Source organism: Corynebacterium sp. LK10 (assembly GCF_008042455.1).
Taxonomy (GTDB): domain Bacteria; phylum Actinomycetota; class Actinomycetes; order Mycobacteriales; family Mycobacteriaceae; genus Corynebacterium; species Corynebacterium jeikeium_D.
The window spans coordinates 209,071-231,652 of record NZ_NOVT01000022.1 but is presented as its reverse complement, the minus strand read 5'-3'; the positions used below and the strand labels follow the sequence as shown (position 1 = coordinate 231,652).

The window sequence follows — 22,582 nt, the reverse complement described above, 5'->3', positions numbered from 1 at the left end:
ACCGCCTTCCACAACTGGTTCCGTCTTACCTCTCCCGAGGTTGGACCAGATGGAGGCGGTTTTTTCTGCTTACTCCGTACCGATAGCCGCAGCCAACTGAGAGGCCAGGCCATCGCCGTAGTCAGCCGCAATGCGCAGAGAGCCAGTGGTCATATTTGCCACTTCCTGCAGCTCGGGGCTGGAGCTGTCCCCGTCGGGAAGCACGATGACCTCAATCGTTACCGGGCGGTCCGGGCTAATGAGTTCCTTAATCCTCTCGACAGACTCGGCGGCATCGGCGCCCGAGGCATCGCGACCCGAGGTGAGCACGACGAGACGGTTCGGCTTGTCAGGGGAGTAGGTGTCCCGGGCGGCCTGGTAGGCATCGATAAGCGCTGGCCAGAACTGTGCCTCACCACCGGCCGGAAGTTCGGCCAGCGAACCCTTTACGGCTTCCGCGCCGTTGTTGGCCTCGTCATCGGGCGCGGGAAGTTCCGCGAGGCGGTTCACCTCGGGTGCGAATGTCCACAGGCCGTATCGGCCGCCAGGTGCCGCATCGATAGCGCCGGAAAGTGCCGCAGACAGCGCCCCAACATCGACGCCCTCGGAGGTGTCAGCGAGCAGGAGTGCCGAACCCACCGCAGTTGCGGGCTGTTGCGCGTCCGGCTGCTCCAGTGCTGGCGGCAGCGCAAAAGAATCCGTCTGAATCTGCGAGAGCACTCCAAAGTTCTCCGCTACTTCAGGGCTGAAAGTGCTCTCAGCAGCTTCGCCGTCGGCGCCATGATCTGCTGCGAAGTTCCGGAAGTCCTCGGCCGCGCGAGCCGTGTTCTCGTCAATCTTGCCGCCGGAGCCAAAGGTGACAACTGGCGCGTGCAACTGGGGTGCATCCGCAGGGGAGACCAGCTTCAGCCCCTCGCCGGCCATCTGCAGCATGGGCTGGGTCGCGGCCACGCCGTCGAAATCAGCGACGTTCTGGCTGAGCATGGTCAGCAGAGTATTGGAGGTGTAGACCTCACCCAAGCCCGCGCGTTCGCGAGCGACATCCGGGCCACCGCCAAGTCGAGCACTGATCACCGCAGACAGTGCCGCATCGGAGCCACCGGGGGCGGCCACGCGCAATCCCGCAAGCTCTTCCCAAGTGGCGTTGTTCAGCTGGTCAGCACGATTGGTTGTGAAGGCCACGCCACTGGCAATCGGTGGCAACCACGTTTTGGGGTTGTTGACCTTGACCTTGTCTGAGTTCTTCGCCTGGTCCACGAAAGAGATATCGGCGGGAATCCAGACTCCTGGAGTCATAATTCCGGTACCGGCCTCGTCAGTTGCAGAATCATCCGCAGCGGGGTCCTCTGGAGCTCCCTCCCCAGCTTCAGCACCGCCAGCCTCAGCCAAGGCGTTCACAACCTCCTGCGAGCCGGCCACAGTAATCTGTGGCCGGACGCAGAAATCCCTCACCACGGGATTTGACTCGCCATAGTCCTGCACGAGTTTCTGTGCCGAGCCCACCGCAGCAGGATCAGCGGTCACCACCAGTGTCAGGTCACCTTTCGTACACCGTGCACGGTCAGCATCAATCGACGAATCGTTGCTCTTGCGCAGATTAACCCAGGCAAAAACCGCGGCCACCAGAACAATGACGACCAAGACGGCAATAAAAGGCCCCTTAGCCACTCGATAGTTGTTCTCACCCGAGGCGTGTCGTCCCATGTCGTTCTAGCCCTTTCTATGCTGAGTGTGCTCGGCACTGTCGACTCGCAGCAGACCTCGTCGTAAAGCACAAACGCGCACGTAACTCCTGCCAACTCTACTGCGTGGACAATGCGACATCTACTACTTGCAGCAAACGCCCGCGCAGGACGTCGGCGCGAGCAGAAATCTCGCGCTGCCGGCGGACGTACTCGGCCTTGCCCTCGGGAGTCTCGATGCGAATGGGAGCAAAGCCCCAATCCTGCAGATCGTAGGGAGCGGCGCGCATATCCAACTCACGGGCACTGCACGCGAGCTCGAAAGTATCCAGCCACAGGTCGCCGGGGACCGCCTCGCCGAGCTTGGTCGCCCATTTATACAAGTCCATGTTGGCGTGCAGACAGCCCATCTGCTCACAGTGCGGCTGTGTCTCGCGCGTCGGCGCAAACTCGTTGAGCGGCACGGCGTCGGGCGTGAAGAAGCGGTAGGCGTCGAAATGCGTACACCGAACCGTGTGGGCCTCGACGACCTCGTCCGTACCCGCCTGACCAAGCCGCAGGGGCTCCGGGTGACGATGCTCTGGCTGGCGATACACCATCGCCCATTCATGCAGGCCAAAGCAGTCGAAGTGTGCTGGGTTCGCGCGCGTCGAACGCAACAAATTGCCGATGTACGCCACTGTCTTACCGCGCTTATCGACGTACGCCGAAACATCCATGCGTGCCGTCCCCGAGGCGGTATCGGTGGGCTCCTTGCTAGCAGGACTGTCGGTAGCGTCATCCCTGTCGAGGGTAAAAAACTTCAGGTGACTGATGTCCTTGGCTGTCGCACCGGGAAGATCTACGCCGATGCCCGGTGACCATCGGCGGAGTTGACCGGGCTTGACGGGGTAGTACTCGAAGATGAAGTCCCAGACCGGGTGGCGCTGGCCACGACTGCGACGGGACAGGTGATCGCAGGTCAGAGCATCGACGCGGGCGATATGCCTTGCTTTGGCTTCACGCCAGTCGAAAGACGAATCGGGCGTAGATGTCACTGCTGGCGTCCCTGCGTAGTGCCCGGCCGGATGCGGGGCTGGTTCACGATTGGGTACTGCTTTGGTGCACCGCTGCGGCGCGGGGAGACCTCGTGGGTCCAGTCACGCACGACACCGACCTGCTCCTCGATGAGGTCCTCCAGAGCCACGATGCCGATCTGCTCCGCGCCGGAGAAAGCACCGGTCTTCGGGGCGATACTTGCCGGGGCGCTTGCGCGCAGGTGCGGCTTTGGCATGCGAGCGCGTACAGCCACTGCCATGTGGGCGCTGTAGCGGCGCATGATGCGCAATCCCTCATCCAGCGTGGCATCGATCGGAATCTCGATCATCGGCCGAATCTCGTCATCGGGGATGGCTGTCTCCGGTCCGGAGGCAGGGTCCATGACGCGGTCGAGGACATCCTTGACGTGAACATAGCCACGGTACTCGTTGGGTTCATTGTTGGCCGCAGCGACGGGGAACCGGGAGAAGCCAGTTTCGGTGACCGCCGTCTCTAGGTCGCCCACAGTCGGTGCGGTGGGGAGGCGCCGAATCTGCTCGTGCGGAATGAGCACCTCCTCAATGGTGCGCGTGGCCGAAGCCAGCGTGCGACGAAGGCGGACGTGCTCCTCGCTGTCAAGGAGCCCCTCTTGACGAGACTCCGCAATCATCGATGCCAACTCAGTCGAATCGACAGTGGTGTCGAGCTCATCGCGCTGCTCAATGCCGAACAGCCTCAGCGTATGGCGAGCCATCCAGTTAAACAGCAGCAACAGTGGCTTGGTCAGGCGGTAGAAGACCATATGAACCGGAATAAGCAGCATAGCCATCGTTTCCGGGCCTGCCAGCGCGATGTTCTTCGGGACCATCTCGCCGAGCATGATGTGCAGCACTGACACCAGCATCAATGCGATGGCAAAGCTCAGCGGATGCAGCAGCGACTCCGGAATACCCATCTGCTGGAAGGGAGCTTCCAGCAGATGTGCCAGCGCCGGCTCAGAGACCTTACCCAGCAGTAGCGAAGCAATAGTGATGCCCAGCTGTGCGGCGGCGAGCATCATCGACAGGTGTTCAGAAGCATTGATAACTGTGCGAGCGCGCTTCTTTCCCTGAGCCAGCAGCGCCTCCAAACGGTCACGGCGAGCAGCAATAAGCGAGAACTCCGCGCCCACGAAAAATGCGTTGACCAACAACAAGAAGAAGGTCAGGAGGATTCCAAACCAGTCACTCATAGGTTGAACATCTCCTTAGCGCGCTCGTTGGTCACAGGAATCAAAATGGCACGATCCACGCGGCGGTCATCCATCGCCAGAATGCGGGCGTACCAGCGTCCGGCGATACCCGATTCGAACTCGTCCATGAAATCGCGTTCGGTCTCTGGCAGCAGGACGACGTCACCGACCTCCGGGATGCGACCGAGCGCAAACATAATCAGGCCACCGAGGGTTTCGAAGCTGCCCTCCGGGGCGAAGTATCCGACCTTGGTCGGCAGCTCGTCGGTACGCACAAGGCCGGAGCAATTCCAGCCTTCAATTGCGCGCTTGACTTCCTGCTCGGACTCTTTGTCGTCGTACTCATCCCAGACCTCGCCAAGAATTTCCTCGACGACGTCCTCGATGGTGACAATGCCGGCGATGCCGCCATACTCGTCCGCGACCAGCGCAATCTGCGAACCAGCCGAACGCACGGCCTCCAGTACGGCATCGCCGTCCAGCGACTGCGGCAGCGTGGGCACTGGACGTGCAACCTCCCGCATGGTGGTAGTTGAGCGCTTCGCCGCAGGCACCGCGAATGCGTCCTTGACGTGGACAACACCGACAGTGGCATCGAGGTCCCCGTCAGTAATGGGGAAGCGGGAATGTCCCGATTCGATGGCGACAGCCAGCAGATCCAGCGCCGTGTCATCGACATCGAGGGAGGTAATCGTCGACCGCGGCGTCATTAGGTCCTCCGCCGTCGTTTCGCCAAAGCGTAACGACGACTCGAGTACAGCGGCCTTCGACTCATCCAATGCCCCCTGCTCCGCAGAATTACGTACCAGTGCTTCCAGCTCCTGCGGGGAACGCGCTGAAGCCAACTCATCCGCCGGTTCAATACCGAGCTTGCGCACCAGCCAGTTCGCCGTGGCATTCAGCGAATGGATGAAGTAGTGGAACACCCAGTTAAACGCCATCACCGGACGAGCCGTAACTCGCGCTACTGCCAACGGCTCTGTAATCGCGACATTCTTTGGCACCAATTCGCCGTAGACCATCGACAACATCGTGGCCACAATGAGCGCAAGAATCAGTGCGGTCGGTCCCGCTGCAGACTCGCTGAGCCCCATCCAATGCAACATCGGCGTGAAGTACTGCGCCAGCACCGGTTCCGCGAGGAAACCAGTTGCCAGCGTGGTCAACGTAATGCCCAGCTGTGCACCGGAGAGGTGGAAGGACAGTCGATTATGCGCCTTGTGAACGGCCTCAGCAGGTGCATCCGCTGAACGGGCGCGGTCGGCGTCAATCGTAGATCGCTCCAGTCCCGTCAGCGCGAATTCAAACGCCACAAAGAGGCCGGTGCCAGCGGTTAGCGCGATAAAGCCGACAACCGCGACAATATTGAGAACAATATCCACTGATTATCTCTTCTTCTTTTTCCCTCGCTTGGGGCGGTGTACGCGACCGCCAGCACGATTCTTTCCGCTTGCCGACGGACCGCCGCGCCCGCGGTAACCGGCACCACTAACACTGCCTGCCGATTGGCTCTGATCTTGACGAGCCCGGCGCGGACGCCGTGCGCCCAGTTCCTTGACAAATCGCGGCAGCCCCGGAGCTGCACGCAGCTCTTCAGCTTTAACGCCGGCCCCTGCCAGCAGCTCACGGGCCTGATCAACCTGGCGGTCACGCACAATCATCGCTACCGTGCCGGAAGCACCTGCACGAGCCGTTCGACCCGAGCGGTGAATGTACGTCGCGGAATCCCTTGGCGGATCCGCGTGCACAACCAAGTCAAGAGCATCGATATCAATGCCACGAGCGGCCACATCCGTGGTGACGAGGACATTGATTTCACCCTCGGAAAAGGCCTTGAGGACCGCGCGACGAGTTGCCTGGCCACGATCGCCGTGGAGGAAACCTAACTTGATGTCATAGAACTGTAGAAACTTAGCCAGCTGCACGACACGCGCCTTAGAGTTGGCGAAGATGACGCACTGATCCTTGCGGGAGGCAATCCAGGCGACCACTTCGTCGGCTTCGTTGTTGTCCTCCACCCGAAGTAACAGATGCCGCATATTGCGCATGGTCAACCGGGAGGCAGTGACCTTGTGCTTCGCAACTTCAGTGCTACTTGCGCGACGATCGCGGATAAGCCCCGCGGCGTCGTCGTTAATCGTGGCGGAAAAGACCATGCGCTGTGCCGACTTCGGGCACGCACGGACCAGGCCCAGAACATCGGGCAGAAAGCCCATGTCAGCGAGCATGTCCGCTTCGTCTACAACAACGGCGAGAACCTGCTCAAGGCTGAGGAGGCTGCGGCGGCGCAAATCGTGTGCGCGACCCGGTGTGACCACAGCGATATCGACTGGTGCCGCGAGCAGAGTCTGCTGCTTGGCCACGGAGTCACCGCCGACCAAGCTCAAGACACGCAGACCTGCAGCGGCACCGATGTCAGCCAGGACATCAGCAATCTGATCTGCGAGTTCGCGCGTTGGCGAAATAATTAGCGCGCGCGGGTAACCGGGAAGCGCTGGAGAGGCGTTATTGAGTAACGCGACCAGCGGAATGCCGAATGCGAGCGTTTTGCCCGAGCCTGTAGGGGCCTGCGCAAGAACGTCCTTGCCAGCGAAAGCATCTGGCAAAGTCGCCACCTGCACGGCAGTAGGCGAAGTTATGTGCTGGGCACGCAGAATACTCACAATCGCTTCCGGCGTGCCCAACTGTCTGAAATCACTGGACTCAGCAGGAGGGGGCATGCTTGTTAGAATACCGCTATCCCCGGACTGCCATGCAATAGGCACGTCCGGTGAGCTTGAAAACTACCGTCCCATGAGATTTACCAACCGCGACCCGGTTGCGCATAGGCCTCGCGCTCAAGAATGGCGGCTCGACGGAAGATGTTGCGGATGGATTTGAGCTCCGCATCGCTGGCCGTGGACATATTCTCTTCAAGGACCTCGAGAGCCTGCTGAACACTGTCAACATACTCGGGGTCGGAATACACCTCCACCCAGTTCGCGATCGCGGAATCCCCATCAACCAGCGATTTTCCTTGCAGAGTCAGCTCGGTTGCAATCCACATTTCGGCGACGATACTGGTTACGGCGACCCGATATGGGTTGAAAGCGCTACAGGAAGAATGCACGTCCAGCAAAAGCTGCGTGATGGTTGTCGGCTCGATGTCCTCGAGCGCCGAAGAAGTCTCTTCCAGCGCGTTATTGCTCAATTCCAACGCACGCACCAGGGCTTCCTGTGCGAGTGACGACCACAGAACCTGTTCCTTAGCGCAGGGTGCTTTGGTTGCCAGATGCGACAGGACTGGGAAAACTTGGTGCAAGTACCAGGCCTCTTGCGCTACGAAGAAGTTGGTTTCGTCCGAGGAAAGGTCGCCGCGGAGCATCGTGGGGACGCTGAACATTCCGCCAATCTCGGCAACGATGTCCTCGATGTCCCGCCACAGCTGGGAAGTAAAGGGGCCCGCCGGCGCAATCTGGAGTGAGTGGCCGAAGAAAGATTCCAGCTCCTTCGGCGTCTGCTCAGTATCAGTGCCTTCGATGGCCGCCGGGTAAAAACTAGAGTTCAGATGCACTGGTTGCATTCGGCGAAGCGCGACCTTTTCCAGGCGACGAGCCCTGTGGCCGTGGTCAATGGGGCCGTGCCCCTGGCCGACGTTGAGGTTATCCGCGAAACGAATGGACTCGCTGAGCCAGCGCGTAGTCCAGCGCAGGGCATCATTAATCGCAGAGCCCCCACCAATCCGTGTGGCAAGAGCTGCGGACAGCGAACAACCCGTGCCATGGGTGTTCTCAGTGTGAATGCGGGGAGAAGAGCTGAAGAAAACCTGGCCATCGGGGAAGGCCACGGCATTGCCGGCTTCCTCATCACTTAAGTGCCCAGTCTTTGCAATCACGATGACATCGTTCTTGCTCGCGAACTCCAGCGCCTGCTCAATCAGCTCAGTGAAGTCGCTGGCCTCCGGGGCGTCGGCAAGCAATGCCAGTTCGGGAACATTCGGCGTGATGACGGTGGCTTCCGCGACCAAGTCACGCATTGCGTCCATGGCATCTTCGTCAAGCAGACGGTCGCCAGAGGTGGCGACCATAACCGGATCGAGAACAACCACGGCTGGCTTGGTCTCCCGAACCCAGTTGGTGACGGCCTGCGTGAGTTCGCGTGAACCCAACATGCCAATCTTCACCGCGTCGATGGTGACATCCTCAGTTACAGCAGCCAGCTGCTCGACGAGGAAGTCAACAGGTGGGGTGTGGACGGCACGAACGCCCACGGTGTTCTGAGATACCAAAGCGGTGACCACGCCCATGCCATAACCACCGGCGGCGGCGATTGATTTTAAATCGGCATGGAGCCCAGCGCCACCTGTTGGGTCTGTGCCGGCGATGGAAAGAACTCGTGGCACAAAATCAGGCTTTGCCTTCTTGGGAAATGGCATCTCAGACCCCTTTTAACTTCAAGAGCGTGAAGCGACAGACTTCAAGACTACGCTTCAACCTCGGAGCGGTCGCCAGACCAGAGGGTGTGGAAAGCACCCTCGCGGTCAACACGCTGGTAAGTGTGCGCACCGAAGTAGTCACGCTGCCCCTGAACCAGTGCTGCCGGCAGACGCTCCGCACGCAGGCCGTCGTAGTAAGCCAGCGAGGAGGAGAACACCGGAGCCGGGATACCCATCTGTGCTGCAGTGACGACAACGTCGCGCCACGCGTCGAGGCACTCGGTGACCTGGTCACGGAAGTACTCGTCGAGTACCAGCGCCGGCAGCTCCGGATTGCGGTCGTACGCTTCCTTGATGCGGTTCAGGAACTGTGCGCGAATGATGCAGCCACCTCGCCAGATGGTCGCCAGCGCACCGCGGTCAATTTCCCAGCCGTACTCCTTGGCACCAGCGTTAATCTCATCAAAGCCCTGCGAGTAGGCAATGATCTTGGAAGCGTAGAGCGCCTTACGGACGCGCTCCACAAAAGCATCGCGATCTTCCGGTGCCTTAGCCAGGCTTCCCGACGGCAGGTTGCGGGCAGCCTCACGCTGAGCAAGGGAAGACGACAGGGCGCGAGCGAACACGGCCTCGCCAATACCAGTTACTGGAATGCCCAAGTCCAAAGCGGCCTTGACCGTCCAACGGCCGGTACCCTTCTGACCAGCAGCATCAACGATGACATCCACCAGCGGCTTGCCTGTCTTCTCATCGACCTGAGAGAGAACCTCAGCGGTAATCTCGACCAGGTAGGAATCCAGGTCGCCCTTATTCCACTCGCGGAAGATATCTGCAATCTCGGCAGGGGTGAGGCCAGCGGCCTCACGCAGCAGGTGGTAGGCCTCGCCAATGACCTGCATATCCGCGTACTCGATGCCGTTGTGGACCATCTTTACAAAGTGGCCAGCGCCATCGGAGGAAATGTGAGTACAGCACGGAACGCCATCAACGTGAGCGGAGATGGACTCCAGCAGCGGGCCGAGGGACTCGTAGGACTCTTTCGTTCCACCCGGCATAATGGATGGGCCAGTCAGAGCACCTTCTTCACCACCGGAAATACCAGTGCCAACGTAGTGCAGGCCACGGGCGCGAATAGCCTTCTCGCGACGGATGGTGTCCGTGTAAAGAGAGTTACCGCCATCAATGATGATGTCGCCGGGCTCCATCACGTCGGCAAGCTGATCGATGACCGCATCAGTAGCGGCACCTGCCTGAACCATGATCAGAGCGCGACGCGGGCGCTCCAGCGAAGCGACGAACTCTTCAATGGTCTCGGACGGGATGAATGAGCCTTCATCACCGTGTTCAGCGATGAGGGTGCGAGTTTTCTCCGGGCTGCGGTTGTACACGGCAACGGTGTGTCCCTTGTGGGCGAAGTTGCGTGCGATATTCGAGCCCATGACGGCGAGCCCGACGACACCAATTTGTGCGAGTTCATTGTTATCGGTCATGCCCACCATCTTAAAGCCTGGCCGGGGTTCGTTGTATCTGGGACTCAGAAATTGTTACTGCTTTTAACGTTGAAACTGCCACGAGTGATGGCGTGCGCTGGCACAATGTTTGGCATGACTGACGAGACTATTGCGAATAATGGCAGTTCACAGGACTCGAACTCTGCAGCTTCTTCCGCCGAGCAGGCGAAGAGGAAGGCGCTGCGCGATTATATGACACTGGCGACGAAGGCGAGCCAGGAAGCGCTGAGCGATGAGGAGCTGGCTGTTTTTAACAGCACCTTGGGCGATAACGGAATCGGCGGTCTAGATACCTTGCTGGGCACGAAGTTTGTCCATGTCGGGCCGGAGCGAATTCAGATGGAGCTCGAGGTCGGGCCCGACCACCTGCAACCGTGGGGCCTAGCCAATGGCGGTGTTTATTGCTCGCTAGGTGAGACTGCTGGCTCTATTGCTGGTTTCGTTGCCTGCGGTGCGAAGAAGCCGGTCGTCGGTGTGAACAACAACACCGATTTTTACCGCTCCGCCCGAGCTGGCGAGGTAATCGTTACCACGGCGGAGCCAGAGTACCTGGGGCGCACCATGCAACTGTGGCGTATTGAGCACACCCGCAAGGCAGATGAAAAACTGCTGGCCCGCACCAACCTACGAATTGCGGTACTCGACAAGCCGCTGTAGCAAATCGTTATAGGTGGTAACGGGCCTGGTAGGAAGCTCGCAGGTGGCTTGTCGTGATTAGCTGTTTTCTAATCTGGCCACCTGCAAGTTAACTACTTGTTCCTTTTTGCGCGGTGCTCGCGGCGAGTGTCGCGAACCTCCAGCGGCAGATCCTGCTCAGCCTTGTCCTTGTTGAACTCGGCCAGGCGGTCGATGGCGTTGCGTGCGTACATCTGCTGGCGGGTGGAAACCATCTGCCAACGGTTGCGGTCCAGGACGTTCAGGCCCCAGCTGACGCAGGAGACGAGGCGGTTGCGGAAGCCCACCAGGAACATCAGGTGGACGGCCAGCCACAGAATCCAGCCGATGAAGCCGGTGACCTCAACCTTGCCCATCTTCACCACTGCGGAGAAGCGGGAGACGGTTGCCATGGAGCCCTTATCGAAGTACTCGAACGGCTGACGCTCAGCGACATCGCGGCCGTCGGCCTCAGCTGCAATGTTGGCGGCGACGTACTCGCCACCCTGAATAGCAACCTGAGCAACACCCGGCAGGTTCTCGCGGTTGGACATGTCGCCCACGACGTAGACGTTCTTGTAGTCACCAGCTGTCATGTCCTCGTTGACAACGACACGGCCAGCGCGGTCGGTCTCGGCGCCAGTCTGCTCGGCAATCATCTTGCCCAGCGGGGAAGCGGACACGCCGGCGGACCAAATCTTGCAGAACGACGGGATGAACTCCTCGGTTCCATCCTTCATGTTCTTGTAGGTGACTCCCTCTTCATTGACGTCAGTCACCATCGCGCCCAGCTTGACGATGACGCCCATCTTCTCCAGGGACTTCTGAGCCTTGCGGCCCAGACGCTTGCCAAACGGCGGCAGAACCTGCGGTGCGCCGTCGAGCAGGACGACGCGTGCAGCGTGCGGGTTGTAGCTGCGGTAGGACGATGCGAGGGTGCGGTTAGCCAGCTCGGCCAGCTGGCCAGCAAGCTCAACACCGGTCGGACCAGCGCCGACAACAACGAAGGTCAGCAGGCGCTCGCGCTCAGCCGGATCGTTGGTCAGCTCGGCGCGCTCAAACGCGCCGATGATGCGGGCACGGATTTCGAGTGCGTCGTCGATGTTCTTCATGCCCGGAGCAAACTCGGCAAAGTGATCATTGCCGAAGTAGGACTGGCCAGCGCCAGCGGCAACCAGGAGGTGGTCGTATTCCCACTTGGAAGTCTGGTGACCCAGTTCCGAAGTCACAACCTGCTTTTCGACGTCGATGTCGGTGACATCGCCCTTGACAACACGAACGTTCTGAACACCGTCGAAGATCGTACGAGTGGACGGAGCGATTTCGCCCGAGGACAGGATGCCCGTTGCTACCTGGTAGAGCAGTGGCTGGAACAGGTGGTGGTTAGTGCGGTCGATGAGAGTGACGTCGACCTCGGCGCCCTGCAACTTCTTCGCCGCGAACAAGCCACCGAAACCCGAACCGATGACGACCACGTGCGGGCGTCCGGAGTGCGGGCGGTACGGAGTCTCGGTCATGTATTTTCTCCTCACAGACTTTAAAGTTCTCGAAGTTTTAGATTCGGCTTTTAGCCGGCAAGCCACAATAGTAATCCTCTCGGTGCGCCACCGCCTATTCTGGGGCCCTGCGCGGTAGGCTTCGAGAGCAAACTCAGTTCGTTATTCGTACCTTTATGCGGCGCGATTGTTAGGAGGTTCGGGCAGGGTGAATTCGGCAAGCCGGCAGGCAATTGACGCAGAGCGATGGCCTCGGGTTGCGCGTATTCCAGAGGGGCGTTTCCTAGCGAAACGTGCCGAAATGATGGAACGCTCTTTTGAGCGGCTCTGCCAGGACAACGGCATTGAACTGGTCGAATCCGGTGAGTTTGTCGGAGAGTCCTTCATTACTCGGTCGACGGGTGACGCCGATTTGGCTATCGACGGAGTCGGTGGTGCCAGCTCTAGCAGCGGCAGTGAATCTCCCACTAGTTCTGAATCGTGTCGTCCAGTCGTTTTCAGCGTCATTGATCCTGTTTTCTATTCTCGACTAGCTGATTCAGAATGGCTCGGATTGGGGGAGGCCTATCTCGCGGGCGAGTGGTCCAGTGATGACTTGCCAGAGCTTCTCAGCCGACTGCTTAGCGCCGAGCTTGATATTGCTTCGTTGGGGCCGTTGGCACGTGGTCTGATGAAAGTCGCGCGTTCACGTCCGCGTCTCGATGGGCCAGATATGGCGGGAGAGTTGCCGACCTCATTGCTGGAGCTCTATTCCGGCGAATTGCTGATGGGCGGTTCCGGCCTGTTCGCCTCCGGAGTGCGAACCTCGTCGCGGGAACAGATTCAAAACTATGCCCGTGGTGCTGGCAAGGGTGGGGTTCCCTCGCACTGGTCAGTTGACGTGACTTATGTCGATGCCCCGAAATCCGTCGCGCGTGCCGATTTTCTGCATGCCCAGGTGCGCAATATTGAGCACATGCTCGATCTGGCTCGAGTCCGGGCCGGCGACCGTGTCGCCGAATGGCCGTCGGCAGGCGGAGAAATTGCCCTTCGAGCTGCAGAAAGGGGAGCGGGCGCGGAGGTTATTACCGTCTCTGATGACCACACCGAAACGGTGCTGGAACGGGTGGAAAAAGCCGGATTGCGCGGCGCGGTCGATGTGATCCAGATGGATCGCAACATTCCGTCGCCACGCGAATTCGAGTCCGACTTCGAGGCGGTTATCAACGTCGGGCGTCTGGAGACCTTCGGTCGTGCAGGTGCGCTGCGCTGGCTGAAGAGCGCCGAGCGTCTGCTTGTCGACCGCGGCACCATCGTCGTCCAAATGGTGGTAGCGACGGACAAATTCGATGCGCTCGCCGAGCGCAGCTTGGACCTCGTACGCGCTTACGTGTGGCCGCAGCTGCAGCTTTTCACTGTAGAAGAGCTGCGCAAGATGGTGGACCGGGAAACCGGCCTGCGCATCGCGGCGGAAGAGTACATTCCGGCGCACTTCGCGACGACCTTGCAGCTCCAGCGAGATTTCTTTGCGGCGCATGCGCGCGAAGCCGCTGGTATCGGGTACGACAGAGTGTTCCGGAGGATGTGGAATTACTATCTGTCGCTGTTTGAAGCGCTCGTGCGCGCAGAGAAAGTCACGCTCGTACAGGTCGAGCTCGTGCATGCGCCACGCAGGCCTCACTAGCAGTGGGCAGCTCCGGGCGCGTTGGAAATTCGCCAGATAAATAAAGCCTGTAAAAATAAATCACGTTTTTAGGCAAAACCACCTCAAAGGCGATGTTTAGGGTCTAAAAACGAAACTATGAACGCACAGAGCACCACACGTACTGCAGACATTGTTGTCGTCGGCGCCGGACTTGCCGGATTGGTCGCGACGTATGAGGCCACGCAGGCCGGCAAGAAGGTCATCCTTGTCGACCAGGAGAATGCCAACAACCTCGGCGGACAGGCTTTCTGGTCGCTGGGAGGAATCTTTCTCGTCGACTCGCCAGAGCAGCGCCGCCTCGGAGTCAAGGACAACCGCGAGCTCGCTGAAGCTGACTGGTTCAACTCCGCGCAGTTCGACCGCGAGGAAGACAACTGGGGACGCAAGTGGGCCAAGGCCTACCTGAACTTCGCGGCAGGGGAGAAGCGTGACTACCTCCGCAATCTCGGCGTGAAGTTCCTGCCTGTCGTTGGGTGGGCTGAGCGCGGTGAAGGGCGTGCCGACGGTCACGGCAACTCGGTACCCCGATTCCACCTCACCTGGGGCACAGGCCCCGAAATCGTCCGCGTATTCGCAGAGCCGGTCGCTGAAGCTGCGAAGAAGGGGCTGGTGGAATACTGCCATCGCCACCGCGTTGACGAGGTGATTGTGGAAGATGGCCGCGCCGCCGGCGTGCGTGGCAAGATTCTGGTTCCCTGTGAATCTTTAGAGCGAGGAGTGGCGTCGTCACGCGAGGAAACAGGGGAGGACTTTGAGATCCGCGGGTCGGCCGTGTGCATTGCGACGGGCGGTGTTGGCGGCAACCTGGAAGCCGTGCGTAAGTGCTGGCCGACCGAGCGTCTGGGCGAGATGCCGAAGGACATGGTCTGCGGTGTGCCAGAGCATGTTGACGGCCGTGGCATTGAGATTGCAGAGCAGGCCGGCGCAAACCTCGTCAACCGTGACCGCATGTGGCATTACACCGAGGGCATGAAGAACTGGAATCCCGTGTGGCCGAATCACGGTATCCGTATCATCCCGGGGCCGTCGGCCATGTGGTTCGACGCAGAAGGAAACCGCCTGCCAGCGCCATATATTCCGGGCGCGGATACTGTCGGCACGATGAAGCACATTCTGGCCACCGGACACTCGTATTCCTGGTTTGTGCTGAATAAGAACATCGTGGGCAAGGAGTTTATTTTCTCTGGCTCAGAACAGAATCCGGATCTGACCGACAAGGAGATCAAGAAGCTGATTGGCAAGGTGACCTCTGGTGTTGCCGCACCTATTCAGGCGTTTATGGATAACGGCGAAGACTGGGTGGTTGCCGACGATCTGCCAAAGCTGGTCGAGGGGATGAACGAGATTGTGGAGGCGAGCTCGGGCGGGGAGTCCGGAGCCGCAGCGCCGAAGATTGACCTGGAGAAGCTCGAGGAGCAGATTCGTCAGCGCGATATGCAGACCGGTAACCCCTTCTCCAAGGACTACCAGGTCAATTACGTCAACGTGGCCCGGAACTTCCTCGGGGACAAGATCATCCGCTCCGTGCCGCCATCACCGATTTTGGATCCGAAGAACGGCCCACTGATTGCTATTCGTCTGCGCATGCTGACCCGCAAGACGCTCGGTGGCATCGAGACCACCCTCGACGGCCAGTGCTTGCACCCGGACGGAACACCTTTTGAGGGGCTCTACGCTGCAGGCGAGGCCTCTGGCTTCGGTGGCGGTGGCGTCCACGGCAACAACGCGCTGGAAGGTACATTCCTGGGCGGCTGTATTTTCAGTGGCCGCCAGGCAGGCCGCGCGATGGCGGAAGTGGTTAAGTAGCTCCCGCATACCGCACAGTTCGGTAGAAGAAACCGCGCCTACTCCAGCCCGATGGAGAATGCACTTTCCAGGTCGTGCTGAGAGTAGGTGCGGAAAGCCAGCTGAGTCTGAGTGCGAATAACACCGTCGACCTTGCTGATGAGATTTGGAATGATTTCCGCCAGATCATCGTGATTAGTTGCGCGCACTACGACGACCAAGTCCCAGTCACCAGTAACGGAGTAGACCTCAGTCACGCCGTCGATCTCGACGATGGTCTCGGCGGCCTCCGGAATCTTGTCAGCTTCGACATCGATGGACACAATTGCGGTAATCAAACTCATGGCTGCCTTTCCTCGGAGTTTAAACGTGGGGCCCCGCTGAATAGCGTGGCCCGGACCGCAAGGTACGAAAGATTGCTCAAGATACTGCGGCCCGGAATTTCATTTCTGTCACGATTCTACTGATTTCCAGGAAACAGCCTGGAGGATCCGGACGAAAGGCGGTAAAAAGGGCGCTATGACACAAACCGCATTTCAGTCCAACCCAGTCCAGCTTTCCGGAGACCTGCCCCAGGTGGGCAACAAGGCTCCGGAGTTTACCCTCACCGGTGGTGACCTCGCCGAGGTCACCAATGAGACCTTCGCTGGTAAGAAGGTCGTCTACAACATCTTCCCGTCGGTAGACACCGGTGTTTGTGCAGCTTCGGTGCGTCACTTCAACGAGGACGCTGCTGGGCTGGACAACACCGTCGTGGTTAATGTTTCGCGTGACCTGCCGTTCGCTCTCGGTCGCTTCTGTGCTGCAGAAGGCCTGGACAACGTTGAGGTTGCCTCGGACTTCCGCCACGGCTTCGGCGAAGCCTTCGGTGCTGTCCAGCAGGATGGCCCGCTCGCTGGCCTGCTTGCTCGTGCCGTAGTCGTCACTGACGAAGAGGGCAAGGTCATTTACAACCAGCTGGTCGATGAGATCACCACGGAGCCGGACTACGACTCCGCACTGGCTGCACTGAAGTAATTAGCTAACAAGCTTTCAGCAGCAAGTAACCAGCTGGAATCGACGGGGCTCGTCGGCGCACTCGCTAGGCTGTTGCCTGGCGAACTTCGCCGACGAGCTCTTCTAGTACGTCCTCCAGCGCAACGATTCCGCTGACAGAGTTCTCCGAAGTACTGTTTTCCTCCGTCACCAAGGCGAAGTGAGCCTGCTCGCGCTGCATCAGCCGCATGACCGTCTGGAGCTTGGCATCCGGGCTGACGCTTGCGAAGGTGCGAATTAGATTCCGCGGGAAGGGTCGGTCGCGGTGACCGTCGTCAAGCGAGAGCAAATCCTTGACATGAAGGTAGCCGATGAAGCTGCCATCGGCATCGGTGATGGGGAAGCGGGAAAAGCGCGTGCGTGCGCTGAGCTCTTCGATGTCGGCGACGGTGGCGTCGGGGCCAATGGTAACGAGGGTGTCGAGTTGCATAGTGACATCCGCGGCGGTGAGATGCTCGAAGCCGAGAGCTTTGTGGAGGAGCGCGAGCTCGTCATTGTCGAGAAGGCCCTGACGCCCGGACTCGGCGACGAAATCCTGCACCTGACTAGCGGTGAAGGAGGAATCGACCTCGTCCTTCGGAGTGGCGCGAAGAACCTTGCGAACCACGATGTTCGCCGTCGTATTCATCGCCCAGATAACCGGATTGAGCACCCGCACAATCACATACAGCGGAACAGCCACGAACTTCGCCGTCGGACTGGGAGCCGCAACAGCGATGTTCTTCGGCACCATTTCGCCGACAACCATGTGTAAGAAAGTGACGATTAGCAGCGCCAACGCCAGCGCAACCACGTGGGCGGTGCCCGCGGGGAGTCCCAGCGCTGTCATGTAGGGCTCGAAGAAGTGCGCAATCGCAGGCTCGCCGACGGCACCGATGAGCAGGGAACAGGCGGTAATGCCCAGCTGTGTTGCCGCCAGGGAGACCGACACGTTTTCGATACCGCGCAGCGCGTACTTTGCGCTGGTAGAGCCGCTGACGGCATCCGGTTCAATTTGATCGCGGCGAGCCGAGACCATCGCAAATTCAGCGGCGACAAACCAGGCATTGAGGGCCAACAGCAAAATAAGAGTAAGTAGTGGCATGTTCTAGCCCTCCTTTTCGCTGTTGTGCTCGACGTGGTTGTGACTGGTGCCGTCCTGGTCAGCGCCTTCATCCGTGCGCGTGACCTTGTTGCCGGCGAGGTCCACCTGGACACGAATACGGCCAACGCGGTGACGCGCCATGCGCTCGACTCGAAAAGCAACTTCAGCGGTGGTAGGCAAGTTCTCCTCATCGAGGTTTTCGTGGTCGGTGGCTTCGACCGTAATCGTGTCGCCGAAGCGAGGCATGCGATCCAAGCGTTCGGTGATAAATCCACCAATAGTGTCGGATTCTTCGCCCTCCGGCAGGACCAGGTTTAGGATCTCTCCCAACTCATCAGGGCGCATGAGACCGGAAACAATCACCGTATTGGGGCTAATCCGGCTGTAGAGCAACGAACGATCGTCTTGTTCATCGTCAATTTCACCGACGATTTCCTCGACGAGATCCTCCAACGTCACAATGCCGTCCGTGCCGCCGTACTCATCGACAACCACTGCGAACTGGTATGCATCCTCACGCAGTTGACGCATCAGCGGATCAAGTGTGGTCGAGTCGTTCACCACGAGTACATCTTTGGCCAGGCTCGCAGCCGACGTCGTCAAGCGTTGTGCGTGTGGCACGCTGAGCAGGTCGGTGTAATGCACCACGCCGCGAATGTCGTCGACGCTATTGCCAACGACGGGGAAGCGTGCATGTCCAGAATCTGCGACGACCGTCAGCATCTCTGCGACGCTCTGATCTTCGATAAAGATGATCTGTGTGCGTGGCGTCATCACATCAGCCGCCGTGCGCTCGCCGAACTCGATCGATCGCGCCACCAACTCGGCGGTCTGCGGGTTAATTTTTCCTTCATCGCTAGAGCGCGTGACGACGGCACGGAGTTCCTCCGCCGTCCTGGCACTGGCGACCTCTTCCTCAGGGGAGAAGCCGAGCCGTTTTAGCACCCAATTAGCCGCGCTGTTGAGTAGCCAGACCAGCCAGCCGAATGCGAACATGAAGGCATTCTGTGGCCTGACCACGAGGTTTGCGACTTTAGTGGGCTCGGCGATGGCCCAGTTTTTGGGGACGAGTTCGCCAAAGACCATTTGAGTGAAAGTCGCGATAATGAAAGCGCCCGTAGTGCTGATTGCAGTGACGGTGGCGGGAGAGATGCTAGTGCCACCAAATGCGGCTTCGAGGAGGACGCCGAGGGAAGGCCCGGTCAGGAAACCAGCGACGAGGCTGGTGACCGTAATTCCCAGCTGTGCGCCGGAGAGGTTTGTAGAGGTGCGTGATAGAGCACGGTCTACTAAATATGCGGACTTTGAGCCGGCGTTTGCGGCGTTCTTGACATCGTTCCTATTAACCGTGAGGTAGGAAAACTCGACAGCAACGAAAATTGCATTGGCGAAAACGAGGAAAAGAAAGACCGCTAATACGATAAGCGCGGATACAATCACGCGGCATCACCTGAAGTGTTCGCTGCGTTCGCTGGGGATGCTGCGGTGATTGCGCTTACTGCGGCTACAGAGAGCCCGTCAACGTTGGCGCGAGGCTCTGGGTCGTCGGACGAGCCAGATCTATCTGATGTGTCGGACGCATTGGGTCTGTCTGAGCTGCTGGATGTGTCTGAGAGTTCAGGCATGCGAGAAATCTTACTAAAAACTCCTTAGACCTGACGGCAATGGCGCATCGGCGGTAATGGGGAGGACGGGATCCTAAGGCCAAAATGTCATAATGTATATTATCGGACAAATAATGAAAGTGGTTGGCCCTGGGGTTTTCTGAATTTCCAGGACTGTCGCCTTTTTCGCCGCCGCTTTTTCTGCTGCCGTGTTCTATCTTGGCGCTTGATCTATGCCGTCGGGATTATTGCTCATTGTCCTTGGCGTTCGCTGCAAGCTCATCCGCGTTGCGGACGGCGATCTCTTCCCGCAGCCGCTTGTTCTGCCATAGCGTCATGCCAATCAGGAGTATGCCGACAGCCACGAGCCACCACACGCCCTTGTAGGCCACGAATGCAATGAAGATAATCAGAAGTACCATTCGCACCTTTCGTGCGAGCAACATTGCTTCGTAGGTGTTCATATCGTTGTGACTCCCAACTGGCCTACCAAAATTGTTTTTGGCAGGACTTCTGTGGTGTGTGGCTAAATGGCTTTATTGCGTCACAGTGACGAATCGAGGTGTATTTTCGCTGGCTATAAGCCTCTTTGGATTAGCGCTACTGCGATTCTCTTTAGAGCGCTACTGCGATTCTCTTTAGATGGCGGTGCCTGCCAGCCGCGAAACCTACCCGTCCTACGCGTCCTGCTTCTCTGCGACAATGCGTAGATTGAGTTCGCCGTTTTCCTCGATGGATGCAGCTACAAACTGTGGCAGGCGCACGTTGTAATCCAGTCGGTTGATTGGCAGAGTGCCCGACAGCAAAACCAGGTTTTCGGTACGAGCGGCCTTCATCGGCACGGTGACATCATTGGTGACACCGCGGATGGTCAGGCGTCCCGGAATCTCGATATTCGCCCACTGGCCGTTATCTGGAATGTTTGAAATATCGAGCGGCTCTGCAAGCTCAAACTTAGCTTCTGGGTACTGCTCAACACTGAAAATATTGTTGCGGACATTGATGTCACGACGTTCAATATCGCTAGTCAGAGTTGCCATATCAACAACAACGGATGCGTCCTCAAGATTGTTGTTAGCAACCTTCAGCTCGCCGGTGACATCGTGGGTGGAACCAGACGTCGTCCGCCTGCTGCCCGGCAGTACCTCATTAAAAGTAAAGCCAACGGAGGTGTTCTGTGAGTTATCGCCACCGACAATCTTCCAGGTGCCATTCGCATCAGTCGTTGCTGCAGGCAGCTCCGTGGCCTCGAAATCCCCAGTACGCACCCCATCATGCGTGAAAACGCGATACAAAACTGGCCCCACAATAACAATTGCGAGCGCAACAACTGCAACGGCTATCAAAGTAATAATTGACTTACGGACACCAGAATTCATAGTGCTCATCCTATCCTTTTAATCCGCTATGGGATAAACCGTTCCACTTCACGCGTTTTCATAATCAATTCCTGCGTAATCTCCTGCAGGACGGCAGTCTCCATGCCGTCGTCAAGCGCGGTGCGCAAGTCTTCGGCGAGACAACGTACTTCGAAGAGCCCGTCCCCTATTCGCTTTACGACGTCATCGCCCGCCGGCCTGCTCGTGGCATCGGTGGCGGTCTTCAGCGTGAGATCCGAATTGATTCGCTCGGCAATCGGCCTGGAAGCGCCTTTTGCTACGCCAGTGCGTTTTTCATACGCGCGCTGCCGGCAGGCTTGGCTGCAGAACTTGCGACGGCGACCGCGGATAGCGACCTCCATTTCGCGGCCACACCACTGGCAATTGGCGGTAGTTGTGCTCGGCTTTTGATCTGACACAGAAGTCAATTATGGCATGAATACAGATTAAGGCGTTATAATGTGTGGTCTAGTATTTCTACCAAAGGGGGCACGTTCCACATGGCAGATCGAGTTCTTCGTGGCAGTCGCATGGGCGCCGTTTCGTATGAGACCGATCGCGATCATGACCTCGCGCCGCGAATGATGGTCCGCTACCGCACTGAATCCGGTGAGATCTTCGAGGTCCCATTCGCGGATGACGCGGAAATTCCAGGTGAATGGCTGTGCAAGAATGGCCAGATTGGTGAGCTGGTTGAAGGCGAAGGCACTGAAGCCAAGCCGGTGAAGCCGCCGAGGACTCACTGGGACATGCTCCGTGAGCGCCGCTCCATCGAGGAGCTCGACGTGCTGCTGGATGAGCGTGTTGACTTGCTGCGCAAGCGTCGTCGTAACGCCGCTCGCCTGCTGAAGGCTCAGAAGGAAGCCGAAGAAGCAGAGAAGAACGCTTAAGGTTTGAGCTGGCTTGCGCTAGTGAGCTTTAGGGCGCTGCAGCTGTGAATTACATGCTGCAAAATGGGTCCGGATAAGGTTTTGCTCCTTATTCGGGCCCGTTTTTTGTTGGTGCCTGGCTGCGGCGGGCCGATCCGAGTTACTGACTGCGTTTATGACAAAAATGGCCTGAAAAATGGCTTGAAACTGTCATAAACTAAGACAGTTTCACATTTGCAGCCCCCATTCATACAGGCAGCCCGTATTCACATTTGCAGCCCGCAGTCATACAGGCAGCCCGTCTCCACACGGGCAGGCCGCAATCTTTGGGGCTGCCCTAGCCCTACTTGCGGAATCGCTGCTTAAACTCGTGACCAGCCAGGCGACCAATCTCCGACCCCAGGTTTTTTACCTGCTGTGAGCGGTGCTTGAATCCCCACTTGGTGACCTGCAGCAGTGACTGCTTCACAAAGCTGCCATCCATCTTGGACTCGCCGTACTCGCGCTCAGTAAAGGTGATCGGAACCTCCTCCACCAAGAAGCCCGCCTGTACAGCCTCAAAAGCGAGCTCGGTCTGGAACAGGTACGCAGCCTTGCCAATGTTGTCGAGATCGAGGGTTTCGAGAACTTCCCGTCGATAAGCACGGTAGCCAGCGGTGATATCCGAGATGCCCGCGCCGAGCGCCAGCGAGATGTAGAGGTTGCCGCCGCGGGAGAGAACCTGACGGCTCATTGGCCAGTTGACGGTCTTGCCGCCCGGAATGTAGCGGGAACCGATGACGACATCGGCACCGTCCTCGAGCTTCTCCAGCAGCAGATGGAACTGCTCTGGTGCGTGGGAGCCGTCGGCATCCATCTCGCAGAGAACCTCGTAGTCGCGCTCGAGACCCCAAGCGAAGCCCGCGCGGTACGCACCCCAGAGACCGCCCTTGCCCTCGCGGTGCAGGACGTAGATGTGCTCTTCGCCGTTGTCCGACTTGTCAGCGGCAGCGATTTCATCGGCGAGCTCACCGGTGCCGTCTGGTGAAGAGTCATCGACAACCAAAATGTCGACGCGAGGCTCCGCTGCGCGCAGGCGTGCAATCACGCCCGGCAGGTTTTCCCGCTCGTTGAAAGTGGGAATGACAACCAGCGTCGACTCATTTAGGGCAGTCACTC

20 protein-coding genes are annotated in these 22,582 nt (G+C 58.8%); 5 read left to right on the top strand and 15 right to left on the bottom strand.

Annotated elements, in window-relative coordinates; genetic code table 11:
- Positions 1–69: 69 nt before the first annotated feature.
- From CHU70_RS10430 to gndA, 7 genes are all read right to left on the bottom strand, one after another.
- Positions 70–1,683: a hypothetical protein gene (locus CHU70_RS10430; protein ID WP_147719024.1), complete on the bottom strand. Its 1,614-nt coding sequence runs from the start codon at positions 1,681–1,683 to the stop codon at positions 70–72.
- A gap of 97 nt (positions 1,684–1,780) precedes the next feature.
- Complete coding sequence (locus tag CHU70_RS10425) at positions 1,781–2,698, bottom strand: 3-methyladenine DNA glycosylase (protein WP_147719025.1); 918 nt, start codon at positions 2,696–2,698, stop codon at positions 1,781–1,783.
- Positions 2,695–3,909, bottom strand: coding sequence for a hemolysin family protein (locus CHU70_RS10420; protein WP_070653041.1), 1,215 nt, complete (start codon positions 3,907–3,909; stop codon positions 2,695–2,697). Before CHU70_RS10420 ends, CHU70_RS10425 begins: the two co-directional genes overlap by 4 nt.
- Entirely contained in the window at positions 3,906–5,291 is a 1,386-nt protein-coding gene (locus tag CHU70_RS10415) for a hemolysin family protein (protein WP_147719027.1), read from the bottom strand. The genes CHU70_RS10420 and CHU70_RS10415 overlap by 4 nt, the downstream gene beginning before the upstream one ends.
- Positions 5,292–5,294: 3 nt before the next feature.
- Complete coding sequence (locus CHU70_RS10410; protein WP_222865444.1) at positions 5,295–6,629, bottom strand: DEAD/DEAH box helicase; 1,335 nt, start codon at positions 6,627–6,629, stop codon at positions 5,295–5,297.
- Between the two features lie 80 nt (positions 6,630–6,709).
- Positions 6,710–8,323: a bifunctional hydroxymethylpyrimidine kinase/phosphomethylpyrimidine kinase gene (locus tag CHU70_RS10405; protein WP_070437427.1), complete on the bottom strand. Its 1,614-nt coding sequence runs from the start codon at positions 8,321–8,323 to the stop codon at positions 6,710–6,712.
- Positions 8,324–8,370: 47 nt separating this feature from the next.
- The gene (gene gndA, locus CHU70_RS10400; protein ID WP_016422828.1) at positions 8,371–9,822 is read right to left on the bottom strand and encodes an NADP-dependent phosphogluconate dehydrogenase; all 1,452 of its coding nucleotides are present in this window, start codon (positions 9,820–9,822) and stop codon (positions 8,371–8,373) included.
- A 105-nt stretch (positions 9,823–9,927) separates the two neighbouring features.
- Between gndA and CHU70_RS10395 the strand changes: the two genes are divergently transcribed.
- The gene (locus CHU70_RS10395) at positions 9,928–10,491 is read left to right on the top strand and encodes a PaaI family thioesterase (RefSeq protein WP_231367197.1); all 564 of its coding nucleotides are present in this window, start codon (positions 9,928–9,930) and stop codon (positions 10,489–10,491) included.
- Positions 10,492–10,583: 92 nt separating this feature from the next.
- Here CHU70_RS10395 and CHU70_RS10390 read toward each other — a convergent pair whose 3' ends face one another.
- Complete coding sequence (locus tag CHU70_RS10390) at positions 10,584–12,005, bottom strand: NAD(P)/FAD-dependent oxidoreductase (RefSeq protein WP_016422826.1); 1,422 nt, start codon at positions 12,003–12,005, stop codon at positions 10,584–10,586.
- A gap of 187 nt (positions 12,006–12,192) precedes the next feature.
- Between CHU70_RS10390 and CHU70_RS10385 the strand changes: the two genes are divergently transcribed.
- Both CHU70_RS10385 and CHU70_RS10380 read left to right on the top strand, forming a co-directional pair.
- Positions 12,193–13,647: a class I SAM-dependent methyltransferase gene (locus CHU70_RS10385; RefSeq protein WP_147719028.1), complete on the top strand. Its 1,455-nt coding sequence runs from the start codon at positions 12,193–12,195 to the stop codon at positions 13,645–13,647.
- Positions 13,648–13,764: 117 nt separating this feature from the next.
- On the top strand, positions 13,765–15,474 hold the full coding sequence (locus CHU70_RS10380; protein ID WP_147719029.1) for an FAD-binding dehydrogenase: 1,710 nt from the start codon (positions 13,765–13,767) through the stop codon (positions 15,472–15,474).
- Between the two features lie 38 nt (positions 15,475–15,512).
- Here the strand turns inward: CHU70_RS10380 and CHU70_RS10375 are convergent, their stop codons facing one another.
- The gene (locus CHU70_RS10375) at positions 15,513–15,797 is read right to left on the bottom strand and encodes an Lrp/AsnC family transcriptional regulator (protein ID WP_005511316.1); all 285 of its coding nucleotides are present in this window, start codon (positions 15,795–15,797) and stop codon (positions 15,513–15,515) included.
- A 175-nt stretch (positions 15,798–15,972) separates the two neighbouring features.
- Here CHU70_RS10375 and tpx point away from each other — a divergent pair, with 175 nt between their 5' ends.
- On the top strand, positions 15,973–16,470 hold the full coding sequence (gene tpx / locus CHU70_RS10370; RefSeq protein WP_147719030.1) for a thiol peroxidase: 498 nt from the start codon (positions 15,973–15,975) through the stop codon (positions 16,468–16,470).
- A gap of 64 nt (positions 16,471–16,534) precedes the next feature.
- Here the strand turns inward: tpx and CHU70_RS10365 are convergent, their stop codons facing one another.
- The 5 genes from CHU70_RS10365 to CHU70_RS10345 all read right to left on the bottom strand — a co-directional run bounded on the left by CHU70_RS10365 (position 16,535) and on the right by CHU70_RS10345 (position 20,974).
- Positions 16,535–17,572, bottom strand: a complete 1,038-nt coding sequence (locus CHU70_RS10365) for a hemolysin family protein (protein ID WP_101739063.1) — start codon at positions 17,570–17,572, stop codon at positions 16,535–16,537.
- A 3-nt stretch (positions 17,573–17,575) separates the two neighbouring features.
- Positions 17,576–19,012 (bottom strand): hemolysin family protein, encoded by a 1,437-nt coding sequence (locus tag CHU70_RS10360; RefSeq protein ID WP_147719031.1) that lies wholly within the window; start codon positions 19,010–19,012, stop codon positions 17,576–17,578.
- A 409-nt stretch (positions 19,013–19,421) separates the two neighbouring features.
- A complete protein-coding gene (locus tag CHU70_RS10355; RefSeq protein ID WP_016422819.1) occupies positions 19,422–19,640 on the bottom strand; it encodes a hypothetical protein in 219 nt (72 codons plus the stop codon).
- A gap of 213 nt (positions 19,641–19,853) precedes the next feature.
- Entirely contained in the window at positions 19,854–20,564 is a 711-nt protein-coding gene (locus CHU70_RS10350) for a YceI family protein (RefSeq protein WP_147739805.1), read from the bottom strand.
- Positions 20,565–20,581: 17 nt separating this feature from the next.
- Positions 20,582–20,974 (bottom strand): hypothetical protein, encoded by a 393-nt coding sequence (locus CHU70_RS10345; protein ID WP_224783748.1) that lies wholly within the window; start codon positions 20,972–20,974, stop codon positions 20,582–20,584.
- Positions 20,975–21,055: 81 nt separating this feature from the next.
- Here CHU70_RS10345 and CHU70_RS10340 point away from each other — a divergent pair, with 81 nt between their 5' ends.
- Complete coding sequence (locus CHU70_RS10340) at positions 21,056–21,445, top strand: RNA polymerase-binding protein RbpA (RefSeq protein ID WP_005511311.1); 390 nt, start codon at positions 21,056–21,058, stop codon at positions 21,443–21,445.
- 322 nt (positions 21,446–21,767) lie between these two features.
- On the opposite strand, the gene CHU70_RS10335 is transcribed toward CHU70_RS10340, so the two are convergent.
- The gene (locus tag CHU70_RS10335; protein ID WP_049170520.1) at positions 21,768–22,580 is read right to left on the bottom strand and encodes a polyprenol monophosphomannose synthase; all 813 of its coding nucleotides are present in this window, start codon (positions 22,578–22,580) and stop codon (positions 21,768–21,770) included.
- Positions 22,581–22,582 lie beyond the last annotated feature (2 nt).